Annotated in this window: 25 protein-coding genes and 1 pseudogene; 14 read left to right on the top strand and 12 right to left on the bottom strand. The window is 70.7% G+C overall.

The features are described 5' to 3' along the window. The first annotated feature begins 92 nt into the window (after window positions 1-92). Window positions 93-887 carry a hypothetical protein gene (locus JFB92_RS06265; RefSeq protein ID WP_199036015.1) on the top strand — a complete coding sequence of 265 codons (795 nt, stop codon included), beginning with the start codon at window positions 93-95 and terminating at the stop codon, window positions 885-887. Between the two features lie 32 nt (window positions 888-919). Further along, entirely contained in the window at window positions 920-2119 is a 1200-nt protein-coding gene (fahA, locus tag JFB92_RS06270) for a fumarylacetoacetase (protein WP_199036185.1), read from the top strand. Here fahA and JFB92_RS06275 read toward each other — a convergent pair. Then, window positions 2114-2599: an Lrp/AsnC family transcriptional regulator gene (locus JFB92_RS06275; RefSeq protein ID WP_199036017.1), complete on the bottom strand. Its 486-nt coding sequence runs from the start codon at window positions 2597-2599 to the stop codon at window positions 2114-2116. The two genes, fahA and JFB92_RS06275, sit on opposite strands and share 6 nt — an antisense overlap. Before the next feature lie 133 nt (window positions 2600-2732). On the opposite strand from JFB92_RS06275, the gene hppD reads away from it, so the two are divergent. Genes hppD through hutH form a run of 6 tightly spaced genes read left to right on the top strand, consistent with a single transcriptional unit; the run spans window position 2733 to window position 10819 of the window. Then, window positions 2733-3926 (top strand): 4-hydroxyphenylpyruvate dioxygenase, encoded by a 1194-nt coding sequence (gene hppD, locus JFB92_RS06280; protein ID WP_199036018.1) that lies wholly within the window; start codon window positions 2733-2735, stop codon window positions 3924-3926. A 51-nt stretch (window positions 3927-3977) separates the two neighbouring features. After that, a complete protein-coding gene (gene hutU, locus JFB92_RS06285) occupies window positions 3978-5615 on the top strand; it encodes a urocanate hydratase (protein WP_233162470.1) in 1638 nt (545 codons plus the stop codon). Further along, window positions 5612-6835 carry an allantoate amidohydrolase gene (locus JFB92_RS06290; RefSeq protein WP_199036022.1) on the top strand — a complete coding sequence of 408 codons (1224 nt, stop codon included), beginning with the start codon at window positions 5612-5614 and terminating at the stop codon, window positions 6833-6835. The genes hutU and JFB92_RS06290 overlap by 4 nt, the downstream gene beginning before the upstream one ends. After that, complete coding sequence (locus tag JFB92_RS06295; protein ID WP_307789038.1) at window positions 6832-8130, top strand: formimidoylglutamate deiminase; 1299 nt, start codon at window positions 6832-6834, stop codon at window positions 8128-8130. The genes JFB92_RS06290 and JFB92_RS06295 overlap by 4 nt, the downstream gene beginning before the upstream one ends. Continuing rightward, complete coding sequence (gene hutI / locus JFB92_RS06300; protein ID WP_199036024.1) at window positions 8127-9284, top strand: imidazolonepropionase; 1158 nt, start codon at window positions 8127-8129, stop codon at window positions 9282-9284. The genes JFB92_RS06295 and hutI overlap by 4 nt, the downstream gene beginning before the upstream one ends. Then, window positions 9281-10819, top strand: coding sequence for a histidine ammonia-lyase (gene hutH, locus JFB92_RS06305; RefSeq protein ID WP_199036026.1), 1539 nt, complete (start codon window positions 9281-9283; stop codon window positions 10817-10819). Before hutI ends, hutH begins: the two co-directional genes overlap by 4 nt. Before the next feature lie 44 nt (window positions 10820-10863). Here hutH and JFB92_RS06310 read toward each other — a convergent pair whose 3' ends face one another. From JFB92_RS06310 to JFB92_RS06320, 3 genes are all read right to left on the bottom strand, one after another. Further along, the gene (locus JFB92_RS06310) at window positions 10864-11556 is read right to left on the bottom strand and encodes a DUF4386 domain-containing protein (protein WP_199036033.1); all 693 of its coding nucleotides are present in this window, start codon (window positions 11554-11556) and stop codon (window positions 10864-10866) included. Window positions 11557-11863: 307 nt separating this feature from the next. Next, window positions 11864-12706 (bottom strand): alpha/beta fold hydrolase, encoded by an 843-nt coding sequence (locus tag JFB92_RS06315; protein WP_199036035.1) that lies wholly within the window; start codon window positions 12704-12706, stop codon window positions 11864-11866. Window positions 12707-12816: 110 nt separating this feature from the next. Beyond that, the gene (locus tag JFB92_RS06320) at window positions 12817-13773 is read right to left on the bottom strand and encodes a helix-turn-helix transcriptional regulator (protein ID WP_199036043.1); all 957 of its coding nucleotides are present in this window, start codon (window positions 13771-13773) and stop codon (window positions 12817-12819) included. Between the two features lie 87 nt (window positions 13774-13860). Between JFB92_RS06320 and JFB92_RS06325 the strand changes: the two genes are divergently transcribed. Next, window positions 13861-14277 (top strand): VOC family protein, encoded by a 417-nt coding sequence (locus JFB92_RS06325; protein WP_199036051.1) that lies wholly within the window; start codon window positions 13861-13863, stop codon window positions 14275-14277. 51 nt (window positions 14278-14328) lie between these two features. On the opposite strand, the pseudogene JFB92_RS26875 reads toward JFB92_RS06325, so the two are convergent. From JFB92_RS26875 to JFB92_RS06340, 3 genes and pseudogenes are all read right to left on the bottom strand, one after another. Beyond that, window positions 14329-14691, bottom strand: a pseudogene (locus JFB92_RS26875) (type II toxin-antitoxin system VapC family toxin); the annotation flags it as partial. Next, window positions 14688-15020 (bottom strand): type II toxin-antitoxin system Phd/YefM family antitoxin, encoded by a 333-nt coding sequence (locus JFB92_RS06335; protein WP_199036053.1) that lies wholly within the window; start codon window positions 15018-15020, stop codon window positions 14688-14690. The gene JFB92_RS06335 and the pseudogene JFB92_RS26875, both read right to left, overlap by 4 nt. 125 nt (window positions 15021-15145) lie before the next feature. Beyond that, a complete protein-coding gene (locus JFB92_RS06340) occupies window positions 15146-15919 on the bottom strand; it encodes an SDR family oxidoreductase (protein WP_199036055.1) in 774 nt (257 codons plus the stop codon). 169 nt (window positions 15920-16088) lie between these two features. Between JFB92_RS06340 and JFB92_RS06345 the strand changes: the two genes are divergently transcribed. Further along, on the top strand, window positions 16089-16928 hold the full coding sequence (locus JFB92_RS06345) for a helix-turn-helix transcriptional regulator (RefSeq protein ID WP_199036057.1): 840 nt from the start codon (window positions 16089-16091) through the stop codon (window positions 16926-16928). Between the two features lie 28 nt (window positions 16929-16956). Further along, on the top strand, window positions 16957-17760 hold the full coding sequence (locus JFB92_RS06350; protein WP_199036059.1) for a CHAD domain-containing protein: 804 nt from the start codon (window positions 16957-16959) through the stop codon (window positions 17758-17760). 59 nt (window positions 17761-17819) lie between these two features. On the opposite strand, the gene JFB92_RS06355 is transcribed toward JFB92_RS06350, so the two are convergent. Next, window positions 17820-18506: an IclR family transcriptional regulator gene (locus JFB92_RS06355; RefSeq protein ID WP_372451584.1), complete on the bottom strand. Its 687-nt coding sequence runs from the start codon at window positions 18504-18506 to the stop codon at window positions 17820-17822. A 67-nt stretch (window positions 18507-18573) separates the two neighbouring features. On the opposite strand from JFB92_RS06355, the gene leuC reads away from it, so the two are divergent. The 3 genes from leuC (at window position 18574) to JFB92_RS26055 (ending at window position 21415) form a co-directional block, all read left to right on the top strand. Beyond that, window positions 18574-20001, top strand: a complete 1428-nt coding sequence (gene leuC, locus JFB92_RS06360; RefSeq protein WP_199036063.1) for a 3-isopropylmalate dehydratase large subunit — start codon at window positions 18574-18576, stop codon at window positions 19999-20001. 14 nt (window positions 20002-20015) lie between these two features. Continuing rightward, window positions 20016-20609 carry a 3-isopropylmalate dehydratase small subunit gene (gene leuD, locus JFB92_RS06365; RefSeq protein WP_199036065.1) on the top strand — a complete coding sequence of 198 codons (594 nt, stop codon included), beginning with the start codon at window positions 20016-20018 and terminating at the stop codon, window positions 20607-20609. 239 nt (window positions 20610-20848) lie between these two features. Then, window positions 20849-21415 (top strand): HU family DNA-binding protein, encoded by a 567-nt coding sequence (locus JFB92_RS26055; RefSeq protein WP_199036067.1) that lies wholly within the window; start codon window positions 20849-20851, stop codon window positions 21413-21415. A 72-nt stretch (window positions 21416-21487) separates the two neighbouring features. Here the strand turns inward: JFB92_RS26055 and JFB92_RS06375 are convergent, their stop codons facing one another. From JFB92_RS06375 to JFB92_RS06390, 4 genes are read right to left on the bottom strand one after another with little or no spacing between them, the layout of a single operon-like run. Beyond that, a complete protein-coding gene (locus tag JFB92_RS06375; RefSeq protein WP_199036069.1) occupies window positions 21488-22855 on the bottom strand; it encodes a D-arabinono-1,4-lactone oxidase in 1368 nt (455 codons plus the stop codon). A 49-nt stretch (window positions 22856-22904) separates the two neighbouring features. Continuing rightward, complete coding sequence (locus JFB92_RS06380; protein WP_199036071.1) at window positions 22905-23795, bottom strand: NUDIX domain-containing protein; 891 nt, start codon at window positions 23793-23795, stop codon at window positions 22905-22907. A gap of 48 nt (window positions 23796-23843) precedes the next feature. After that, window positions 23844-24041: a cold-shock protein gene (locus JFB92_RS06385; RefSeq protein WP_199036080.1), complete on the bottom strand. Its 198-nt coding sequence runs from the start codon at window positions 24039-24041 to the stop codon at window positions 23844-23846. Window positions 24042-24049: 8 nt separating this feature from the next. Continuing rightward, window positions 24050-24265, bottom strand: coding sequence for a hypothetical protein (locus JFB92_RS06390; protein WP_199036082.1), 216 nt, complete (start codon window positions 24263-24265; stop codon window positions 24050-24052). Window positions 24266-24451: the final 186 nt, after the last annotated feature.

Consider the following 24451-nt stretch of genomic DNA (forward strand, 5'->3'; position numbering starts at 1 on the left):
ACTAGCCTTCCCTGAGCCAATTTATGGCTTGCAAGCTGCGCCATGCCTGTACCGCATCGACATCTCTGCGTGAGCGCCGTAGGCTCTGGACCATGTCTGGAGCGATACCCGCGCTGCTGCGGGGCCTGGTCGACGACGCGGCGGTGTTCCCGCCCGGCAACGCCGCCCTCGATGACGCCGTCCCCGCCCACCGGGGCCACCGCGCCTCTTGGTACTCCGAGCTGGTCGGGCCGCTCCTGGTCCCGGCCACCCGCCTGCGCGACCTCGCCCCGGGCCGCGGCGAGCTGGAGATCGGCGTGGTCGTCGACTGCGAGCCCGAGTACGTGGCCGAAGCGGTCGCCGCGCTCGACGAGCGGGTCACGGTCGTCCAGTACGAGTCGCGCGCGGCCCTCCACCACCTGGCCGCGGCCGCGAAGGAGTGGGACGCGCCGGTGTACGCCGAGGTGCCGTTCGGGGAGGAGCCCCTGGACGCGCTGATCGGCACCGGCTTCATCCCGAAGTTCCGCACCGGCGGGCCCTCGGCCGAGTTCTTCCCGCCGCCCGAGGTGCTGGCCGCGGCCCTGGTCGGCTGCGCGCGGCGGTCCATGCGGTTCAAACTCACCGCCGGGCTCCACCGGGCCGTGCGCAACACCGACCCCGAGAGCGGTTTCGTCCACCACGGCTTCCTCAACGTGATGGCGGCCGCGGCCGAGGCGGCCGCCGATGCCGGGGTCGGGCGGGTCGCCGAGGTGCTGGCCTCGACCGACGCCGACGAACTGGTCGAGCGGGCCCGGTCCCTGATCGACCGCCCGCGTCCGCTGTGGACCGGCTACGGCTCGTGCTCGATCGCCGAGCCGCTGGAGGATCTGACCGAGTTGAACCTGCTGACCAGAGGAGGGAACCGTTGACCGCGCAAACTTACGGCTCCGCAGGCGTCGCCGTGACCTGGGTCGAGGGAGCCGAAGGGGGACCGTTCGGACCGCACCACCTGCCGTACGGGGTCTTCTCCACTCGGAAGGACCCGCAGCCGCGGGTCGGGGCGCGGATCGGCGACTACGTGCTGGACCTGCGCGGCCTGGCCTCCGGGCCGTTCTTCATGCCGTGGATCCGCCACGCATTCCACGCCCATGACCTGGGCGAGTTCATGGCCGCCGGCCCGCCCGCGTGGCGCACGGTCCGGCTCCAGCTGATCGAGATGCTGCTCGACGGCCGCTACGCCGCCCAGTACCGGCACCTGCTCGTCCCGCTGTCCGACGTGCGGCTCCACCTGCCGTTCCCGGTGGCCGACTACGTCGACTTCTACTCCTCGGAGCACCACGCGGCGAACCTGGGCCGGATGTTCCGGCCCGATTCGGAGCCGCTGCTGCCGAACTGGAAGCGCCTCCCGGTCGGCTACCACGGCCGCTCGGGCACGGTCGTCGCCTCCGGCACGGCCATCCGGCGCCCGGCCGGGCAGCGCAGGGCCGACGGCGGCATCGTGTTCGGGCCGAGCCGCCGCCTCGACATCGAGGCCGAGGTGGGCTTCGTCGTCGGCGTCGGCACCGAGTTGGGCGAGCCGGTCCGGACCGACGAGTTCGCCGACCGGGTCTTCGGGGTATTCCTGGTCAACGACTGGTCGGCCCGCGACATCCAGGCCTGGGAGTACCAGCCGCTGGGGCCGTTCCTCGGCAAGTCCTTCGCGACCTCGATCAGCCACTGGGTCACTCCCCTGGAGGCCCTGGCCTGGGCCAGGACCGAGGCCCCGGAGCAGGACCCGGCGCCGCTGGACTACCTCAAGGAGTCCGACCGGTTCGCCTACGACCTGACCCTGAGCGTCGCGCTCAACGGCGCCGAGGTCTCCCGGCCCACGTTCGCCGACATGTACTGGACCCCCGCGCAGCAGCTCGCGCACATGACCGCGAACGGCGCGAGCCTGCGCACCGGGGACCTGTTCGCCTCGGGGACCGTCTCGGGGCCCGAGCGCGGCACATGGGGGAGCCTCCAGGAGCTGACCTGGGCCGGCCGGGACCCGATCGGGCTGCCCGACGGCTCGGAGCGGACCTTCCTCGAGGACGGCGACACGGTCGCGATCAGCGCGACCGCGCCCGGCCCGGACGGCGCGGTCATCGGCCTCGGCGAGGTCGTCGGGACGGTCCTATAGGTTTCCGGCGGCCTCACTTACCAGCGGCAGCGTGCGGTGCTGGATCTGCTCGGCCAGCGCGATCACCGTCTCGGCCCGCAGCACCCCCTCGCTGGACAGCACCCGGTCGATGACCCCTTGCAGCTCGGCGTTCGTGCGCGCCACGATCCGGCACAGCAGGTCGCCGGTGCCGGTGACGGTGTGCGCCTCCAGCACCTCCGGGATCAGGGCCAGCCGCTTCGCGACCGCGTCGTGCCCGACCGCCTGGCGCAGTTCGAGGGTCACGAAGGCCATCACCGGGTAGCCGAGCGCGGCCGGGTCCACCTGCGGGCCGAAGCTCCGGACGACCCCGCGCGCGACCAGCTTGTCCAGCCGCGCCTGCACCGTCCCGCGCGCCACCCCCAGCCGCCGGGAGCATTCGAGCACCCCGATCCGCGGCTCGGCGTCCAGCAGCGCGATCAGCCGCGCATCGAGTTCATCGATCGAAGTTTCGTTGTTCATATTGCGCAGTCTAGTTCCCTTACGCCGGGGCGATCTGTGCAATATGCGCAGCCGTGATGCGGCGACTTGCCCAAAGCCCCGCCGTGCTCGATGATCGGCCTCACAGCTTTCCCATCGGCGCTAGGAGACGGTCATGGTCGACATCGCAGGCTCGGAACGGCACCAACCCTCCGCGGGCCCCACCGAGGAGGATCCGGGACTGGTCGGAGCCGTCGAACACGACATCCGCGAGGACGACTTCCCCATCAAGGGCTGGGACCACGTCAAGTTCTACGTCGGCAACGCCAAGCAGGCCGCCCACTACTACTCGACCGCGTTCGGCATGACCTGCTTCGCCTACCGCGGACCCGAGACCGGACACCGCGAGCACGCCGAGTACGCCCTCAAGTCCGGCGGCGTGACGTTCGTGCTGGCCGGGGGCATCACCTCCGATTCGGCCGCCACCGAGCACTACGCGCGCCACGGCGACGGTGTCATCGAGGTCGCCCTCGAAGTGCCCGATGTGGACGAGAACTACCGCTACGCCGTCAAGCAGGGCGCCATCGCCCTCGAACAGCCCCACGACGTGTCCGACGAGCACGGCACGGTCCGCGTCGCGGTCATCGGCACCTACGGCGAGACCCGCAATGTCCTGATCGACCGCTCCGGCTACACCGGTCCGTTCCTGCCCGGCTTCGTCGCGCGCGAACCGGTCGTGACCCCGCCGCCGAGGCGGTTCTTCCAGGCCATCGACCACGTGGTCGGCAACGTCGAGCTGGGCAGGATGCGCGAGTGGGTCTCCTACTACGAGCGCGTCATGGGCTTCACCAACATCGTCGAGTTCGTCGACGACGCCATCGCCACCGAGTACTCGGCCCTGATGAGCAAGGTCGTCGCCAACGGCACCCGCAAGGTCAAGTTCCCCATCAACGAGCCGGCCGAAGGCAAGAAGAAGTCCCAGATCGACGAGTACCTGGAGTTCTACGGCGGCGCCGGGGTCCAGCACATCGCCCTGGCCACCAACGACATCCTCGCCGCCGTCGACCAGATGCGCGAGCGCGGCGTGGAGTTCCTGGAGGCCCCCGACGCCTACTACGACGACCCGGAGCTGCGCGAGCGCATCGGGACCGTCCGCGTCCCGATCGAGGAGCTGAAGGCCCACCGCGTCCTGGTCGACCGCGACGAGGACGGGTACATGCTCCAGATCTTCACCAAACCGCAGCAGGACCGGCCCACAATGTTCTACGAGATCATCGAGCGCCACGGCTCGCTGAGTTTCGGCAAGGGCAACTTCAAGGCCCTGTTCGAGGCGCTCGAGAAGGAGCAGGAGAAGCGCGGCAACCTGTGACGACCTCATGCTGACGCATGCGGAAGCCTGAGAAGGGGTATGGAGAGAACCATGCACGCGCCACACGGAACCGACCTGCACTGCCGCAACTGGCAGGCCGAGGCGGCCTACCGGATGCTTCAGAACAACCTCGACCCCGCCGTCGCCGAACGCCCGGAGGACCTGGTCGTCTACGGCGGCACCGGCAAGGCCGCGCGCAGCCGCGACGACCTCAGGGCCATCCTGCGGACCCTGCTGACCCTGGAGGCCGACGAGACCCTGCTGGTCCAGTCCGGCCGCGCGGTCGGGGTCATGCGCACCCACGAATGGGCGCCGCGCGTGCTCATCGCCAACTCGAACCTGGTCGGCGACTGGGCCGACTGGCCCGAGTTCCGCAGGCTGGAGGCGCTGGGCCTGACCATGTACGGCCAGATGACGGCCGGCTCGTGGATCTACATCGGCACCCAGGGCATCCTCCAGGGCACCTACGAGACCTTCGCCGCCGTCGCCGCAAAGCGATTCGGAGGGACGCTCAAGGGGACGCTGACGCTCACGGCCGGATGCGGCGGCATGGGCGGGGCCCAGCCGCTGGCGGTGACCATGAACGAGGGCGTGTGCCTGATCGTCGACGTCGACCCCGCGCACCTCCGGCGGCGGGTCGACCAGCGCTACCTCGACGTGGTCGCCGCCGACCTCGACGACGCGATCGCGCGGGCCGAGGCCGCCAAGGCCGCCGGCGAGGCCGCGTCGATCGGCCTGGTCGGCAACGCCGCCACCGTCCTGCCGGCGATCCTGGCGCGCGGGGTCGAGGTCGACATCGTCACCGACCAGACCTCGGCGCACGACCCGCTCTCCTACGTCCCCGAAGGCGTCGACCACCGCGAGGCGGCCGAGCTCGCCCGCCGCGACCCGGAGGGCTTCACCGAGCGCGCCCGCGCCTCGATGGCGAACCACGTGGAGGCGATGGTCGGCTTCCTCGACGGCGGCGCCGAGGTCTTCGACTACGGCAACTCCATCCGCGGCGAGGCCCTCGAAGGCGGATACAAGCGCGCCTTCGCCTTCCCCGGATTCGTCCCGGCCTACATCCGGCCCCTGTTCTGCGAGGGCAAGGGGCCCTTCAGGTGGGCCGCGCTCTCGGGCGACCCGGCCGACATCGCCGTCACCGACGCCGCGATCCTCGACCTCTTCCCCGAGAACCGGACCCTGGCCCGGTGGATCGAGCTCGCCCGCGAGCGCGTGGCCTTCCAGGGCCTGCCGGCCCGCATCTGCTGGCTCGGCCACGGCGAGCGGGACCGGGCCGGGACCAGGTTCAACGAGCTGGTCGCCGACGGCACCATCAAGGCCCCCATCGCGATCGGCCGCGACCACCTGGACTGCGGCTCGGTCGCCAGCCCGTACCGCGAGACCGAGGCCATGAAGGACGGCTCCGACGCCATCGCCGACTGGCCGCTGCTCAACGCCTTGGTCAACACCGCCTCGGGTGCCAGTTGGGTCAGCATCCACCACGGCGGCGGGGTCGGCATGGGACGATCCATCCACGCCGGACAGGTCACCGTCGCCGACGGCACCGGCCTGGCGGGCGAGAAGATCCGGCGGGTGCTGTCCAACGACCCGGCGACCGGCGTCATCCGCCACGTCGACGCCGGATACGACGAGGCCCGCGCGGTCGCCGAGACGCACGGCATCCGGATACCGACCGAAGAGGAATGAGAGGCAGCGTGGAGGAGGACGAGTTCAGGCGGCTGTGGGACGAACTGATCCCCATCGGCCGAGCCGAGAGCGGCGGCTACGAGCGCTACTCGTGGACCGGGGCCGAACTGGCCTGCCGGGAGTGGTTCCGCGAGCAGGCCGACCGGCGCGGGCTCAAGGTCACCGAGGACGGCAACGGCAACCTCGCCGCCTGGTGGGCCGCGCCGCAGGCCGTCGACCACGTGCTGACCGGCAGCCACTTCGACTCGGTGCCGGGCGGCGGCGCCTTCGACGGCCCCCTGGGCATCGCCTCGGCCTTCCTCGCGGTCGACCTGCTGCGCCGCGACGGCTACGAACCGCGGAACCGGAGCATCGGGATCGCCGCGTTCGTCGAGGAGGAGGGCGCCCGCTTCGGCGTGCCCTGCCTCGGCACCCGCCTGGCGACCGGCGCGCTCGACCCCGACGCCGCCCGGGCCCTGACCGACCGCGACGGGACCACGCTCGCCGCGGCCATGACCGAGGCCGGAGCCGACCCCGCCGCGCTCGGCCCAGACCGGACCCTCCAAGACCTCGCCTGCTTCGTCGAGCTCCACATCGAACAGGGTCGCGCCCTCGACGACCAGGACGCCCCGGTCGGGGTCGCCACCGGCATCTGGCCGCACGGCCGGTGGCGCATGCGCTTCAGCGGCGCGGGCGACCACGCCGGGACCACCCTCCTGGCCGACCGCCGCGACCCCATGCTGACCTTCGCGTTCGCGGTCCTGGCCGCCCGCAAGGAGGCCCGCCTGGCCGGAGCCCACGCCACCGTCGGCCGGGTCGAGGTCCACCCGGGCGCCACCAACGCCGTCCCCGACAGCGTCGACGCCTGGCTCGACGTCCGAGCCGCCGACGAGGCCACCGTCAACCTCGTCCTCGAAGGCGTCGAATCGAAGGTGCGCGAACGCGCCGGACGCGACGGCACCGGCTTCGAGATCGCGGTCGAGTCCTTCAGCGGCGCGGTCGAATTCGACCCTGACTTGCGCGAACGCCTCCGCGACGTCCTCGGCGGCGTACCGGCGATCCCCACCGCCGCCGGGCACGACGCCGGAATCATCAACGGCCACGCCCGGCACGGCACCGCGATGCTGTTCGTGCGCAACCCCACTGGCGTCTCCCACGCCCCCCGCGAGCACGCCTCCGACGCCGACTGCGTCGCCGGGGTCACCGCCCTCGCGGCCGTGCTGAAGGAACTGACGTCGTGAGGTACTGGGCCGAGGCGGCCTGGCTCGACCAGGGGCCGGTCGAGGCGGTCGCCATCGACGTCGAGGCCGGCCGGATCAGCGCCGTCGAGGTCGGCGCCGCCCGAGGCGACGCCGAGATCCTGCGCGGCCTGGTCCTGCCCGGCCTGGCCAACGTCCACTCCCACGCCTTCCACCGGGCCCTGCGCGGCCGCACCCACGGCGAGAGAGGCGGCACCTTCTGGACCTGGCGTGAAGGCATGTACGGCCTGGCCGAAAGGCTCGAGCCCGACTCCTACCACCGCCTGGCCCGCGCGGTCTTCGCCGAAATGGCCCTGGCCGGGATCACCAGCGTGGGGGAGTTCCACTACCTCCACCACGGCCCCGACGGGCGGCCCTACGACGACCCCAACGCCATGGGCCACGCCCTGATCCGGGCCGCCGCCGAAGCCGGCGTCCGCATCACCCTCCTCGACACCCTCTACCTGACCGGCGGCTTCGACAAGCCGCTGACCGGCCCGCAACTGCGCTTCGGCGACGGCGGCTTCGAGTCCTGGCTGTACCGCGTCGACAAGCTCGCCCGGACCGACCACGCCCTCATCGGCACCGCCGTTCACTCGGTGCGGGCCGTGCCCGAACCGGCCATCGCAGCCCTGGCCTGCTCGACCGAGGGCCGCCCGGTGCACGTCCACCTCTCCGAGCAGCGAGCCGAGAACGAGGACTGCCGCGCCGAACACGGATGCAGCCCCACCGAACTGCTCGAACGCTGCGGGCTGCTCGGACCCGACCTGACCGCCGTCCACGCGACCCACCTGGCCGGCAACGACATTGCCCTGCTCGTCCGCTCCGGCACCCGCGTGTGCCTGTGCCCGACCACCGAACGCGACCTGGCCGACGGCCTCGGGCCGGCGCACGCCCTGGCCGGGTTCGGGGTGCCGCTGGCGCTCGGCACCGACGCCCACGCCCTGATCGACATGTTCGAGGAGGCCCGCGCGGTCGAGATGCACGAGCGTCTGGTCAGCGAGAAGCGCGGACGGTTCACCGCCGCGCAGCTGCTGCGGGCCGCGACCCGCCACGAGAGCCTCGGCTGGCCCGACGCCGGGCGCATCGCCGTCGGCCGCCGCGCCGACCTGGTCGCCGTCGCGCTCGACACCCCGCGCACGGCCGGGATCGAACCGGACGGGATCGTCTACGCGGCCAGCGCGGCCGACGTCACCGACGTCGTCGCCGACGGCCGCAGGATCGTGGAGGACGGGCGCCACACCGCCGTCGACGCGGCCGCCGAACTGGCGGCCGCGATCGAGGAGGTGTGGGCATGAGCCTGCTCATCGACCGCATAGGCGAGCTGTTCACCGCCTCCGAGACCCACGGCATCCTCACCGACGCCGCCGTCCTCATCGTGGACGACGTTATCCAATGGGTCGGTCCGCGAACCGCCGCGCCCACCGCCGACGAGCGCCTCGACGTCGGCGGCCGCGCCGTCGTCCCCGGCTTCGTCGACAGCCACTCCCACATCGTCTTCGCCGGAGACCGCAGCGCCGAGTTCGCCGCCCGCATGAGCGGCGAGCCCTACACCGGCGGCGGCATCCGCACCACCGTCGCCGCCACCCGAGAGGCGACCTTCGAGCAGCTCCAGTTCTCGGCGGCGCTGCATGCCGGGGAGATGGTCCGCCAAGGCACCACGACCGTGGAGATCAAGTCCGGCTACGGGCTGTCGGTCGCCGACGAGGCCCGAATGCTCCGCGTGGCCGGGCAGCTTACGGCCGAGACCACCTTCCTCGGCGCCCACTTCGTCCCCGCCGGAGCCGACCCCGACGAGTACACCGCGCTCGTCTGCGGGGAGATGCTCGAGGCGTGCGCGCCGCTCGCGAAGTGGATCGACGTGTTCTGCGAACGCGGCGCCTTCGACGGCGACCAGGCCCGCGCGGTGCTGACGGCCGGAGCCGAGGCCGGCCTCGGACTCCGGGTCCACGCCAACCAGCTCACCCAGGGCCCCGGCGTGCGGCTCGCGGTCGAGCTCGGCGCGGCCTCGGCCGACCACTGCACCCACCTGAGCGAGGCCGACATCGAGGCCCTCGCCGGAGGGGACACCGTCGCGACCCTCCTGCCGGGCGCCGAATTCTCCACCCGCTCGCCCTACCCGGACGCGCGCCGCCTCATCGACGCGGGCGCGACCGTCGCGCTCGCCACCGACTGCAACCCCGGCTCGTCCTACACCAGCTCCATGCCCTTCTGCGTCGCGCTGGCCGTGCGCGAGATGGGCATGACCCCCGCCGAGGCCGTCACCGCAGCCACCGCCGGGGGAGCGGCGGCGCTGCGCCGGACCGACATCGGCCGGATCGAGGCCGGAACGCGCGCCGACCTGGTCGTCCTGGAAGCGCCCACCCACGTCCACCTGGCCTACCGGCCGGGAACGCCCCTCGTGCACACCGTCCTACGAGGCGGCGGGACCGTAGATCGGAAGCGGCAATGAGCACCGTCCACATCAAGGAGACCGGCGTGAACGCCGCCGACGTCGTCGCCGTCGCCAGGGACCGGGCCGAGGTCGTCGTCGGCGACGACGCGATCGAGGCGATGCGCGTCAGCCGCGCGATCGTCGACGGCATCGACCGCGACGGCAGGCCGGTCTACGGCGTCTCGACCGGTTTCGGGGCCCTGGCCGGCACCTTCATCGAACCGGAGCGCCGCGCCGAACTCCAGCACGCCCTGATCCGGTCCCACGCCGCCGGAGTGGGCGACCCGATGCCCGCCGAAGTGGTGCGGGCGATGATGCTGCTGCGGCTCCGCTCCCTGGCCATGGGCCGATCGGGTGTCCGCCCCGAGGTCGCGAACGCTATAGCGGACCTGCTCAACGCCGGGATCACGCCGTGGGTGCCGCGGCACGGCTCGCTCGGCGCTTCGGGGGACCTGGCGCCGTTGGCGCACTGCGCGATGGTGCTGCTGGGCGAGGGCTGGGTGACGACCGAGAACGGCGAGCGCGCCGACGCCCGGCCGATCCTCGAGGCCGCCGGGATCGAGCCGATCGAGCTGTCCTCGAAGGAGGGCCTGGCGCTGATCAACGGCACCGACGGGATGCTGGGCATGCTGATCCTGGCCGTGGCCGACGCGAAGCACCTGCTCACCATGGCCGATGTGACCGCCGCGCTCACGATCGAGGCGATGCTCGGCTCGGACCGGCCCTTCCAGGCCGAACTCCACGAGATCCGCCCGCACCCGGGCCAGAGTGCGAGCGCGGCGAACATCCACAGGCTGCTGCAGGACTCCGAGATCATGGACTCCCACCGCGACGACATGCTCCACGCCGTCCAGGACGCCTACTCGATGCGCTGCGCGCCGCAGGTGGCCGGGGCGGCCAGGGACGTGCTGGCCCACGCCGAGCAGGTGGCCGAACGCGAATTGCGATCCGTGGTCGACAACCCCGTGGTCCTGCCGGACGGCAGGGTCGAATCAACGGGGAACTTCCACGGAGCCCCACTGGCCTACGCGGCGGACTTCCTGGCGATAGCTGCCGCCGACGCCGGATCGATCTCAGAAAGAAGAGTGGACCGACTGCTCGACGTCACCCGCTCCAGGGGCCTGCCCGCGTTTCTCAGCCCCGACCCGGGCGTGAACTCCGGCCTGATGATCGCCCAGTACACGGCCGCCGGAATCGTGGAGGACAACCGCCGTCTGGCGGTCCCGGCCTCGGTCGGCTCGGTCCCCACCTCCGGCATGCAGGAGGACCACGTCTCGATGGGCTGGTCGGCCGGGATCAAGCTCCGCGAAGTCCTCGACAACCTGGGAAGCCTCCTGTCGATCGAACTTCTGGCGGCGGTCCAGGGCCTCCAACTGCGCCAACCGCTCATCCCGTCCCCGGCAGCGAGAGCGGCCGTGGCGGCGGTCGAACCCATAGCGGGCAAACCGGGCCCGGACCACTTCGTGGCCCCGGTCCTCGAACGGATCAAGCCCCTGATCACCGGTCCGACCCTGAAATCCGACGTCGAGGCCGCCGTCGGCGGCCTGCGGTGACCCGATCCCCGGCCGGCGGCGTCGGCCGGGGACCCGAGTCGGGGTTACGCGGTGACGGGCGTGTTCTCGAGGGCCTTGCGGCGCACGCCCACGATCAAGAGGTAGCCGATGGTCCAGAACTCCCCGACGGTAGGCACCATCGCCAGTCCCAGCGGGAGTCCTTCGGGCATGTCGGGCCACAGGTAGGTGAGGAAGGCGACGGCGATGTAGACGATCCCGCCGACCACGAGCAGGTGACCGAGGGGCCGCGGCAGGTAGCCCGAGCGCACCGCCAGTCGGCCCATGGGGATGAGCCAGAGCCCGAAGAACAGCTGGCCGATGCCCCACGCGGCCTCGTTCAATTCGAACATGAGCTGGACCGTGGCGGCGTCGTCGCCGCCGACGCCGCCCCCGGCCACTTCGAGGGCGGTCGCGGTGAACGCCGCGCCGGTGAGGATCGCGACGGCGTTCATGAGGCCGAACGTGGCCAGCGAGCCGGCGGCGAAGGAGTTCACGCCCCGGAAGAGGCGGAAGAACCAGAGCGCGACGAGCACCTGGGTGACCACGACGGCCATCTCCCCGGTGAGCGCCAGTCGGGCGAGGGTCTCGTGTTCGAGGAGGTTCGCGAAGGTCGCCTCGGCGTCGCCTTCGGCGTACAGCGAGCTGCGCGCGACCATGAAGCCGAGAATCCCCGACAGGCCGAGTCCGAGGTAGAGCGCACCGGTGACTCTGGCGGTGCGGACGAGTTCGTTGTTCATTGAGGGTCTCCCGAAAGGGTCGTGGAGGAAGGGGCACCCGGGCCGACGACGGAGTCGGCGGATTTCCGCTGCGCCCGGTGATGTCAAAGGTTCTTGACATTGGCAAATGTATAGCAGGGTTGACACGATGTCAAGAAATCTATACATTAATGCTGTGCGCTGGGGCACTCGGGACTCTCGGTGATGCGGCTGACCAGCGGGGCTCACGAGGAGCCCGGGCTGCGTCAGATCGGCCTGGTGCGGCGCGGCCGCGGGCGATGAGCGGTCCGGTCGCCGCCGCGATCCGAACCGGATCGGGCCGCCGAGCTCAAGCGGATTCGGAGGCCTCGACGAATTCGCGGACGGCCTCGGTGAGCGCCTCCGGCTGATCGAGGGGGATCAGGGTGCCGCAGTCGTCGATCTCGACCAGGCGGGCGCCGGGGATGAGTTCGGCCAGTCGGCGGCCGTGGGCCGGGGGCATGAGCCGGTCCTGCCTGCCCCACACCACCAGCGCCCGGCCGGGGTACTCGGTCAGTTTCGCGGCGGCCTCGAGCATGTCGTCTTCGCGGGCGGACCGCAGGTACTTCGCGATGTCGGCCCGCACTCGCCTGTCGCCGCGCAAGGGCGCCAGCCATTCGTCGGTCAACTCGTGGGGCACGGTCTTGTTCGTCATGACCGCGAAGCCTGAGCCGGGGATCCGGCGCAGCGGCCGCGGGGACAGGGCGAGGGCCAGCGCCAGCATGCCGCCGGGGATCTTCGCGGCCCTGACCAGGGTCCTGCCGGGGGATCCGGGCGGGTAGTTCTCGAAGGCCTCGCATCCGGCTATGACCATGCGGCCGACTCGCTCGGGTCGGATCGCCGCGAGCTGCTGGAGCCTCCCGGCGTCGTTCTCGACGAACACGGTGTCCGGGCCGAGTTCGAGCGCGTCGGCCAGTTCCCCGATTAGCAGGGCGGCCGACCGCGGGCCGAAGTCGGCCTCGCGGCGCAGCGGGAGCCGGTGGGCACCGAAGGGGAGTGTCGGCGCCACGACCCGGTGGTCGGCGGCGAGGTCGTCCGCGACGTGCCGCCAGACGCTGTTCGACTGGAGCAGGCCGTGGATCAGCAGGATCACCGGACCTGAGCCGCGATCGTCGTACTCGACCGGGCCCAGAGAAAGTTCGACAGTGGCCACTCCACGCTCCCGGATTCGCTACAGCTGTTCGGAATTCCTCTCGCCTCAACTCTAATGGGGATGCCGCAACATGGCGGACCGGCGACCGGGGCCCGCAGGCCCGACGCGATTCACTGCGGGCCAGCCGCGGCGGCGAAGCGGGCCGCCAGTTCTCGGAGGCGGTCCTTCAGCTCGAGCGGGCTCTCGACGGTGAACGGAAGATCAAGCCGGGCCGTGAAGAGCGCGAGGTCGTGCAGCGAGTCGCTGCCGGTCTCCCACATGCAGCGCTCCTCGTCGATCGGCCGCAGCATGCCGCTCTCGGGCGGTAGCCTCCCTGCGGCCTCGGCCGCTGAAGCCGCCAAGATGATTCGGGCCTGGTACCGCCAGGCCCTGGATCCGACGCCGCGCCGCACATGGGTGGCGGCCTCTTCCGGTGGTTCTCTCGGTTCGAACCTGGGCCCGTTCGGGACGCGGGGCCGGATGCGGTCGGCGCGGAAGGTCCGCCAGTCCCGCCGGTCCGCGTCCCATGCGAGGAGGTACCAGCGCCTCCCGGTGTAGACGAGCCGGTGCGGTTCGGCCCGTCGCCGGGAGGGTTCGCCGTCGAGGCCGACGTAGTCGAAGCGGAGCTGCTCGCGGCGGCGAGTGGCGTCGGCGATCGCCGTGAGCGTCGCCGCCGATACGGTCGGACCGCCGCCCGCCGCGGACACGGTCGCCTCGCGGAGCATGTCCACTCGCTGCCGCAGCCTCGCCGGCATGGTCTGCTCGAGCTTCGCCAGCGCCCGCAGCGAGGTCTCCTCGATGCCTTCGACCGAACCGGAGGCGGCGGCCGTGAGACCGACCGCGACCGCGACGACCTCTTCGTCGTCGAGCAGGAGCGGAGGCATCTCACTGCCGGCCTCCAGCCGGTACCCGCCCGCGCGGCCCGGAACCGAGCGCACGCGGTAGCCGAGTCGGCGGAGCCGATCGATGTCATTGCGGACGGTCCTGGGAGTCACGCCGAGTCGCTCGGCCAGCGCGGCGCCGCCCCAATCGCGCCCGGCCTGGAGCAGCGAGAGCAGATCCAGCAGGCGCATCGAAGTCTCCAACATTTCCGAATTCTCGCACGATACGAGGAACGAAATGTTCCGCATAGGCCTATACCTTGGGCGCATCGATCAACGATCAAGGAGCAGACCATGAAGACCGCACTGCGAGGCGTCGCCACCGTCAACTACTTCGCCGAGGATCTGGAGGCCGCCAAGGCCTGGTACACCGAACTGCTCGGCATCGAGCCGTACTTCGAGGTGCCGGGCGGGTACATCGAATTCCGGATAGGGGACTACCAGCAGGAACTGGGGATCATCCAAGGCTCGTACGCCAAGCACGACCTCGCCGCCGGGCCGGCCGGAGCGATGCTCCTGTGGCACGTCGACGACCTCGACGCCACGATCGAGCGCCTGCTGTCCATGGGCGCGGAGGAATACGAGCCTCGCATCGAGCGCGGCGAAGGCTTCACGACCGCCTCGGTGGTCGACCCGTTCGGCAACATCATGGGCGTCATGTACAACCAGCACTACCTGGATACTCTCGGAGGCGTACCGGGCGCCGAATAATTCGGCGCCGGGGCTCTCCACCGGCAGGCCCTGGGCTGTGGCGATAGCCGCAAGCCGCTTGTCATAGGTGACGAATGCGTTGAGAGAATCCCGTATCCGCAGGGCGGCGGCAACGTGGATCGCGTCGAGCGACCGGAGCGCCGTCGCGCGGTTGAGGTGCCCGGCTTCATCACAGAGATCCGGAGCCAGCCGGATGTGTGCTGTGTGTCTGATCCAGACCTCGGCATGTCGCAAGGTGTCTTCACCGACGCCGAAAGCGTGGAGCGCACGCCGCAACTCGGTGCGGGTCAAGTCGGAGGTTATCTGCTTGCTGTCGCGGTTGGTGTTGAGCCATTTGTCGAACGCATCGGAGTGGGCTTCGTCCAGGAACAGCTTCGCTGCCGCACTCGTATCGACGTAGTTCCAGAGGATCACCTGTCGCCCTCGGCTTCCCGGAGCTCGATGACGGTGTCGGTCAGCGATCCCTCGGCGGAGCTCCTGGTAGCCGGAGCGAACCTCTCGAGGACCTCGCCGTTGGTGTAAGCCTCGGTCAGCGCACGAGGATCGAGGATCCCCGCGGCTATGGCCGCGTTGATCTGCTCTTCTGCCGGGTCAGGGGGAAGAATCCGGGCGATCGTCCTGCCGTGCTTGGTGATGTAGATCTGCCCCTCGGCCACCGCACGATCCAGCACGTCCCTCGTGTGTCGCTGAAGCTCGCGAATCGTCACGTGGTCGGTGTTCGCCGAGGCCTGATCGCTGTCCATGAGATCCATACTATGGGTGTGTCAGTCATCGCGCCAGAAAAACCGGCGGCGCGCCGAGGTTGACTGTCGCGTGCCCGACAATCGGCCGCGGGGCCCGTCCGGGGCCCCGCGGCCGAGCTACGGCATCAGACCTGGGCGGTCGGCATGATGGTGTACTCGGGGATGTTGACCCTGGCCGGCTGGGCGGCCAGGAAGGCGACCACCTCGGCCACATCGGCCGACGACAGCGTCTCGTAGGCGGCGATCTGGTCCTCGATCCACTGGGACGCGCCCGGGTCGGTCACGTGGTCTTTCAGTTCGGTCCGGACGATCCCCGGCTCGACCGCCGAGACGCGCACGCCCTGCGGGCCCAGCTCCGAGCGGAGGTTGCGCGTCGCATGGGTCACGTACGCCTTGGTGCCGCAGTAGACCGCGAAGTTCGGGAACACGCCCTTGGCCGCGACCGACGAGACGTTGACCAGGTCGGCCACGCCCCGCTCGGCAGCCGAGGCGACCAGCTGCGGCGTGAACGCGCCGATCGCGCTCATCAGTCCGGTGATGTTCAGGTCGATCTGGCGCTGCCACTGGTCGGTGCGGCGCTCGGTCACCGGTGCCGGGAGCATCACTCCGGCGTTGTTGAACAGCAGGTCGGCGCCTCCCAGCTCGGCCGCCACCCGGTCGGCGGCGGCCCCGACCGCCGCGTTGTCGGTGACGTCGGCGGCGATCGCCAGCGCGGTCCCGCCGTCCTTTTCGATGCGCTCGACCAGCGCGTCGAGCCGTTCGGCGCGGCGGGCTACCAGCGCGACCCTCGCGCCTCGCGCGGCCAGCAGCTCGGCGGTGGCCTCGCCGATCCCCGACGAGGCGCCGGTCACGACGGCCACGCGGCCTTCCAAGGGCGCGTTCGAGTTCGAAGTAGACATGGATATTCCTCTCGGGAACGTGATTCCGGTTGCGGCGCTTCAGCGCCTGGAATCGAGTAGAGCACCGCGGAAGGGGTGGATCCGTCGCTAATTCGGCCCTGCCCTTCATGGGACCGCCAGGGCCACCCAAGACTCGCCGATCCCGGTCCGGCTCGGTCACAATCGAAGGATGGACCGAGGCTCCGAACTCTCCGACTTCTTGCGCGCCTGCCGCGCCCGCCTCACCCCGGACAGGGCCGGGATCGCCGATTCCGGCCGCATCCGCCGCGTCCCGGGCCTGCGCCGCGACGAGGTCGCGCACCTGGCGAACGTCAGCGTCGACTACTACACGCGGCTGGAGCAGGGACGGGCCGCCAATCCGTCCCCGGAGGTCATCGCCGCCCTGGCGGACGCGCTCCAGCTCGACGGCTCCGAGCGCGCCCACCTGAGCGACCTGTGCGGCCCGAGCCGGCGCGCCTCCGGGACCGCCCAACGGGTCCGGCCCGGCCTGCTGCTGACGCTCCGGAGCCTGGAGGACGTGCCCGCCTTCATCCTCGGCCGGCGAACCGACGTACTGGCCACCAACCGCCTGGCCCGCGAGATCATCGCCGACTTCGACTCCATGCCCGCCGTCGAGCGCAACATGGCCCGGTACACGCTGCTCGACCCCCGGGCGCGCGAACGCCTCGTCGACTGGGATCAGGCCGCGGCCGACACGGTCGCGGTGCTGCGCTTCGACGCCGGGCGGCACCCCGGCGACCGCCGCCTGGCCGACCTGATCGGCGAGATGACCGTCAGGTGCCCGGAGTTCACCGGCTGGTGGAACGACCACCGCGTCCTGCGCCGCACCCACGGCATCAAGCGGTACCGGCACCCGGTCGTCGGCGACCTCGAGTTCTCCTACGAGTCCTTCGAGCCCCCCGGCGACCCCGACCAGTGCCTGTGCGTCTACAACGTCGAACCCGGATCCCCGAGCGCCGAGGCGTTGGGCCTGCTCGCGAGCTGGACCGCCGAGCGACAATTGGACTGACACCAGCCGTCCGACGAGGGGGCCGACCATGATCGACCCGGTGAGCGCCGGAGCCGGCGTACACCCCTATATGGTCCGCCAGGCCGATGCGCTGCGGCGGTACCGCGGGCCCGCGCTCCGCGCCGAGGAGGACGCGGTCCACCGGATGCGGGTGGCGACCCGGCGACTGCGGTCGCTGCTGTCGACCTTCGGACCCCTCTACGCCGACACCCCGCTCTCCCGCAAGCGCCTGCGCTGGCTCACCGCCGAACTCGGCGAGGTCAGGGACCTGGAGGTGCTGCGGATGCGCTTCGCGGCCGAACTCGGCCGGGACCGCCCGGACTGGTTCGGGGCGCTCGAGTCGGCCGAGCGGGGCGCCTACCGGAGCCTGGCGCGGTCCTTCGGGCGGCCGCGGTTCGCCCGCCTCATGGCCGAGGCCGACGCGATGGCCGCGGAGCCGCGCTTCTCGCTCGAGGCCGTCGAACCGGCCGCCGAGGTCCTCGGCCCGGTCTTGGCGAGCGCCGAGTCCGACCTCGAAGCCTCCTTCGGCGCCATCGCATCGGCCCGCGACCCCGACGCGGCCCGGCACCGGGCCCGCAAGACCGCCAAGCGCGTCCGCTACACCGCCGAGGCCGCCGCCCCCGCGCTCGGAGACCGCGCCGAGGCGCTCGCCGCGGAGGCCAAGCGGCTCCAGACCCTGTCCGGCCGCTGCCAGGACGGGGTCGTGGCCGTCGCCTACCTGGAGGCGCACACCGACCCCGGTGAGGAGCACCGCGAGCGGGTCCTGGTCGAGGAGCGCCGCCGACGGCAGCGGGATCTCGCCGCCCTCGAAGCGGCGCGCGCCGCGCGCTGACCCCGCCGGTACGGCGAAGGCCCCGCGGCGGACGCCGCGGGGCCTTCGAGCCGGTTCGACTAGAGCCCGGAGAGCTTCTGGCCGGCGCGGATCACGGCCATGCCGAGCCGGTCGCCCGGCCGCCGTCCGAGGCGTTCGAGCGGTCCGGAGACCGAGATGGCAGCCACGACGCGGCCGGTCTTGTCGCGCACGGGGGCCGAGACCGAGACGACACCGGCCTCGCGCTCGGCCACCGATTGGGCGAATCCGCGGCGGCGCACCTCGGCGAGGGTCTTGGAGGAGAAGCGGCACTTGGGCAGCAGCGGCAGGATGCCCTCGGGCGGTTCCCAGGCCAGGAGCACCTGGGCGCCCGATCCGGCCGTCATCGGCAGGACGGCCCCGACCGGCACGGTGTCGCGCAGGCCGGAGGCGCGCTCGGCGGCCGAGACGCAGATGCGCTCGTCGGCGCGGCGCCGGTAGAGCTGCGTGGACTCCCCGGTCTGGTCCCGCAGCAGGTTGAGCACCGGTTCGGCGGCGCTGAGCAGGACGTCGGCGGTGGATCCGGCCAGCTCGCCGAGCTTGGGGCCGGGCCTCCAGCGCCCCTCGTGGTCGCGCTGGAGCATCTCATGGGCTTCGAGGGCTTGGGCGAGGCGGTGGGCGGTCGCGCGGGGCAGACCGGTCTCGTGCACGAGCTCAGCCAGGCTGGCGCCGTTGGTGCACGCAGTGAGGATGAGCACCGCCTTGTCGAGGACGCCCACTCCGCTGATAGTATTCGTTCTCACGAGCTGAACATTACCTCCCAATATACGAGAAGTCCAACGACTGGGATTGAAGATGTCACGTACACCACAAACGGCAGAGGGGACGCGGCCGCGCACGCTGGCCGAGAAGGTATGGGACGACCACGTCGTCCGCACCGGCGGCGACCAGCCCGACCTTCTCTACATCGACCTGCATCTGCTGCACGAGGTCACCAGCCCGCAGGCGTTCGACGGCCTCCGCCAGGCCGGCCGCAAGGTCCGACGCACCGATCTGACCATCGCGACCGAGGACCACAACACCCCCACCGACAACCTGTTCACCATCGCCGACCCGACCAGCCGCAAGCAGATCGAGACCCTGCGCGCGAACTGCGAAGAATTCGGGGTGCGCATCCACTCCCTCGGCGACGCCGAGCAGGGCGTCGTCCACGTCGTGGGACCGCAGCTGGGACTGACCCAGCCGGGCATGACCGTCGTCTGCGGCGACTCGCACACCTCCACCCACGGCGCCTTCGGCTCCATCGCCTTCGGCATCGGCACCAGCGAGGTCGAGCACGTCCTGGCCACCCAGACGCTCCCGCAGGCCAAGCCCAAGACCATGGCCGTCACCGTCAACGGCTCCCTGCCCGAGGGCGTCTCGGCCAAGGACCTGATCCTCAAGATCATCTCCATCACCGGCACCGGCGGCGGCAAGGGCCACATCGTCGAATACCGGGGCCAGGCCATCGAAGAGCTCTCCATGGAGGGCCGCATGACCGTGTGCAACATGTCGATCGAATGGGGCGCCAAGGCCGGCATGATCGCCCCCGACGAGAAGACCTTCGCCTACGTCCAGGGCCGCCCCCACGCCCCCCAGGGCGAGGACTGGGACGCCGCGGTCGAGTACTGGAAGGGCCTGGGCACCGACGCCGGAGCCGAGTTCGACCGCGAGATCGTCATCGACGCCGCCGAACTCAGCCCCTTCGTCACCTGGGGCACCAACCCCGGCCAGGGCGTCGAGCTGTCCGGCGCGGTCCCCGACCCGGTCTCCCTCGACGACCCGGCCGAGCGCTCGGCGGCCGAGAACGCCCTGAAGTACATGGGCCTGGAGGCCGGAACCCCGATGCGCCAGGTCGACGTCGACGTCGTCTTCCTCGGCTCCTGCACCAACGGCCGCATCGAGGACCTGCGCACCGCCGCCGAGGTCATCAAGGGCCGCAAAGTCGCCGACGGCGTCGACATGATGGTCGTCCCCGGCTCGGCCCGGGTCCGCGAGCAGGCGATCCAAGAGGGCCTCGACCAGGTCTTCATCGAGGCCGGCGCCGACTGGCGCTTCGCGGGCTGCTCGATGTGCCTGGGCATGAACCCCGACCAGCTCACCCCCGGCCAGCGCGCCGCCTCGACCTCGAACCGCAACTTCGAGGGCCGCCAGGGCAAGGGCGGGCGCACCCACCTGGTGAGCCCGGCCGTCGCCGCCGCAACCGCCGTCGCCGGACACCTGGCCGGCCCGGCCGACCTGTGAGAGAGGACAGCGTGATGGAGAAGATCACGACGCACACCGGCACCGCGCTCCCGATGCGGCGCTCCAACGTCGACACCGACCAGATCATCCCGGCCGTCTACCTCAAACGGGTCACCAAGACCGGCTTCGAGGACGCCCTGTTCGCCGAGTGGCGCGACGACCCGAAGTTCGTGCTGAACCAGGACGACTTCCGGCAGGCCACGGTCCTGATCGCCGGAACCGAGTTCGGCACCGGCTCCTCGCGCGAGCACGCGGTCTGGGCGCTCAAGGACTACGGTTTCAAGGCCGTCATCGCCCCCCGGTACGGTGACATCTTCCGCGGCAACTCCCTCAAGAACGGTCTGTTGACTGTGGAACTGCCGACCGAGGCGGTCGAGTGGCTGTGGGGGGCCGTCGAGGCCGACCCGACCCTGGAAATCACCGTCGACCTGGTCGAACGCGAGGTCCGGGCACAGGGCCGCACCTGGGAATTCGAGTTCGACGACTTCGCCCGCTGGCGCCTGATGGAGGGCCTCGACGACGTGTCGCTGACCCTCCGCGACGAGGACCGGATCGCGGCCTTCGAGTCGGACCGGGACGCTTGGCGGCCTAGGACTCTCCCGGTGTAGAGCGCGACACGCCGGACAATCGAATTCGACACGCCTGGAGCCGGTGGCCGAGCCGCCGGCTCCAGGCGTGTTTCCGCCCGTCCCAACGGGGTTGTGAGCGTCGATTTCGGGCGTCCAAATAAAAAAGCCCTGCGACACAAGGGTTTTTTCCTCGAAACAGTTGCGTTGGCTTTGGAAACGTCATAACGTGCGCTTAACGGCTGGTATAGCTAGACAACCTTATCGGGAGGGAAGGACTCGTGAACAAGGCAGAGTTCGTCGATCGGATAGCCGCTCGCACTGGAGACCGCGCCGCTGCGAAGGAAGTCGTGGACGTCGCGATCGACGAGATACAGCGCGCGGTGGTGAAAGGGGAGAAGGTCTCCTTCGCCGGATTCGGTGTCTTCGAGAAGCGTCAGAGGGCCGCGCGCATGGCGCGCAACCCGCGCACTGGAGAGGCCGTCCGCGTCAAGAAGACCGTTATCCCGGCCTTCCGGCCCGGTACAGGCTTCAAAGAACTGGTCACCGGAAAGCGGAAGATGCCGAGGCTTTCGACCGCGAAGAAGAGTGCCGCCAAGAAAACGGCGGCGAAGAAGAGCACCACCAAGAAGAGCACGGCGAAGAAGACCACCAGGGCCGCCTCGACGCGCAGCCGCTCGGTCGCCACCGCGCCCGCCAAGCGCGGCACGGCAAAGAAGGCCACGCGCAAGGCGGCCGCGAAGAAGACCACGGCGCGCAAGTCGACGGCGGCGAAGAAGAGCACCGCCAAGAAGAGCACGGCGAAGAAGGCACCGGCGCGCAAGGCGTCCAAGCGCGCGCGCCGCTGAAAAGAGCCCGGCCGGGATACCAGGCCGGGCCCAAGCGGATGGATTTTGCACTCGCACGGGAACAGAGGGCATTCAGGAGCCACCTGAATGCCCTCGACTTTGTCCGCCGAGTGCGTCCTTGTCCGGATGAGCGGACACAAACGGTAAGCGGGCGCTCCCGCCCAGCAGTGCCGAGCAGAACTCGTTCCCGAACTTCTCTTCTGGATCGAACCGCTTCCGCAGTTTTTCGAACTCACCCATTCGGGGGTATTGCGAACGCACTTCGGTAATGGGAATCGTGAACAATTTCCCCCAATGCGGCCGCGCGTCGAACGAATCGAGCGCTTCCTCCACAACTCCCATCGCGGGCGCAACCGTTTCATAATCGCGCACCCACGTGAAGTGGAAGGCCACCGTCTCCCTCCCGTAAGCCGGGCTCAGCCACAGATCGTCGGCGGCCATCGTCCGCACCTCGCAGATCTGGACCGCCGAACCGAGCGCGTCCGAGACCTCCCGCATCGCCCGCAGCGCATCAGGCGCCTGCGAGCGGTCGACCAGGTACTCCGACTGGAGCTCCTCGCCCACGCTCGGGGTGAACTCGAACTTGAAGTGCGGCAGCCGCTCGTGCCAGGGACCGGTCCGGCCCTGCTGCACCGTGCATGCGCTCGGGTCCACCCCCGGGATCGGATGCCGCGGACCGGAGGCCAGCGGCGCCCCCAACCGCTCGGTGGGCGGGAACGGCTGCGTCTGCTCGTCCACGCGCTGCTTGGCCCAGAACTGGAACCGCGGCCGCGGCCCCCACGGCGTGAACAGGCTGGTGCTGTAGGCCGAGGCGGTCAGCTCGTCGAGGCCGTCCACGGCCCGGTCGAAGTCCATGTCGTCGTAGACGTACTGGCGCATCTCGAAACTCGGCAGCAGATCCAGCGTCACCGCCGCGACCGGCCCCAGCGCGCCCAGGTGCACCACCGAGCCCGGGAAGTCCTCGTCGCCGCGCCGCACCGTCCTGATCCGCCCGTCGGGGTCGATGAACTCCAGCGCCGCCACGGCCGTGGCGAGGTTCCCGTTCCGGTCGCCCGAACCGTGCGTGCCGGTCGCGATCGAACCGGCCACCGAGATGTGCGGCAGCGAAGCCAGGTTGTGCAGCGCGAACCCGGCCTCGGCCACGGCGCCGCTGAGCACGGCGTAGGTGATCCAGCCGGCCGCCCGCACCTTGCCCGCCTCGGCGTCGATCTCGACGAACGGTTCGATGTCGGCCAGCGACATCATGACCGACCCCGAGTCGGCGATCGTGTTGAACGAGTGGCCCGAGCCCAGCACGCGGACGCGCTCGGCGGAGGCCACGGCCTCCTGGGCCGCCTCCAGGGTCGCGGGGCGTTCGAACCGGTCGGGAGTGAACACGACGTTCCCGGCCCAGTTGGTCAGGGCCCGGCCGTTCAACGGCGTGGGTGCGCTCGGCGGCACGGCTACCTCCTAATTTGCGGTTTGCAGCAAATACGGTAGCGCGAGGGCCTTAGAGCCTCTCCAGCCCGATCAGGCGCTGCCCGGCAAATGAGAGCACCCAGCCCTCGCCGGCGCGCGTGGACACGTCGGCGGCGGCCAGTTCGTCCTCGTCCGCCAGGATCGCCACGGTGTCGCTGATCACGGCCGCGTCGGCGCACACGATCGCGCAGCCGCCGGCCGCGGCCAGCTCCCGCAGCCGGGAGCTCGACCGCTCCGGGTTGCGCCCGTGGGCCTCGGCGTCGAAGACCGAGTCGCCGTTCATCGGGCACCGCACGGCCCCCGCGACCGGTTCGACGGTCTGCACACTGGCCCTGCCGGTGGCGCTCAGCGCCCGCTCGGGCTGGTACAGGGCCGCCAGGCCGGCCAGCCGCACCGCCTGGTCGCGGCCGCGTTCGCTCAGGGGCCGGGCCACTTCGGGCCCGTCGAAGCCGGCGTCGACCTCGGCCGGGGCCACCAGCAGGATCGTGGAGGTGACGGCCGGCAGGGCCGAGAAGGCTCCCAGTGCCTGCTGGTCGCGGGGTCGGTCCAGGAAGTCGCGGGCCTCGTCCAGGGGGATCCAGCGCATCTCGCCGATCTCGTCGTCGGCGGTGAAGGCGGCCTCGGGCTTCTCGGTCCGCATCGACCAGAAGTCGACGGTCTTGTGCACGTCGCCGGCGGGATTGGGCAGCACGTAGGAGGCCCGGCACAGCCACATCTGGGGGATGACCGGCACCCCGGTCTCCTCCTCGACCTCGCGGCACGCCGCGGTCAGCGGGTGCTCGCCGCCGTCGAGCTTGCCCTTGGGCAGCGACCAGTTCCCGACCTTGGGCCGCCAGACGGCGGCCACCTCGACGATCCCGCCTTCAACTGTGCGCCACAGCACGCCGCCGGCCGCGGCCACCCGCCTCCGTGTCCCGCTCACGACTCATACGGTACTTGGGCGTGACCAAAGAAGTGAACCCCAACACCCTCAGGGGGTGATGGTGGGGATGCGGACGCGAACCACGCGGCCGTCCTCGGCGGTGTCGAGTTGGACGCGCTGGCCGGGGCGCAGGAAGCGGAGTCCGGAGGCGCCGAAGGCCGCCGCGTCGAACGGGACGCGGCGGCCGGTGTCCAGGACGACCTCTCCCGAGGTGTCCTCGTTGAAGCTTTTGACGGTGCCCTGCAAGAGGGTTCTTACTTCCTGAGCTGGCGGCGATCGGAGCCGCTGATGGCGTTCTTGGCCTTCCAGCCCAGGAAGACCAGCCCGCCGACGACGCCGACGACCAGGGCGATCTTGATCAGCGCCCCGATGCCGGCGAAGATCCAGCCGATGACGGTGGCCGCCAGCCAGACCGCGACGATCGCGCCGCCGAACAGGGCCGCGAGCCATCCGAAGAGACGCCAGTTCATGTTCACTCACTCCGAGTCGAGTCGATAGTTGGGTGCCGTCAAGTCGACGGGGTAGATGTCATTATGACTCTATGATGACATCATAGCTTGGCGGGCGCAAGCCGTCGGTACCCTCAGCTACCGGATTCGTTCCGTCGCGTACCTGGCGGTTCACGCCTCGTATCGGCCGGATCGAGGCGAGGGATG

This window comes from Glycomyces salinus (assembly GCF_016428645.1).
GTDB lineage: Bacteria > Actinomycetota > Actinomycetes > Mycobacteriales > Micromonosporaceae > Glycomyces > Glycomyces salinus.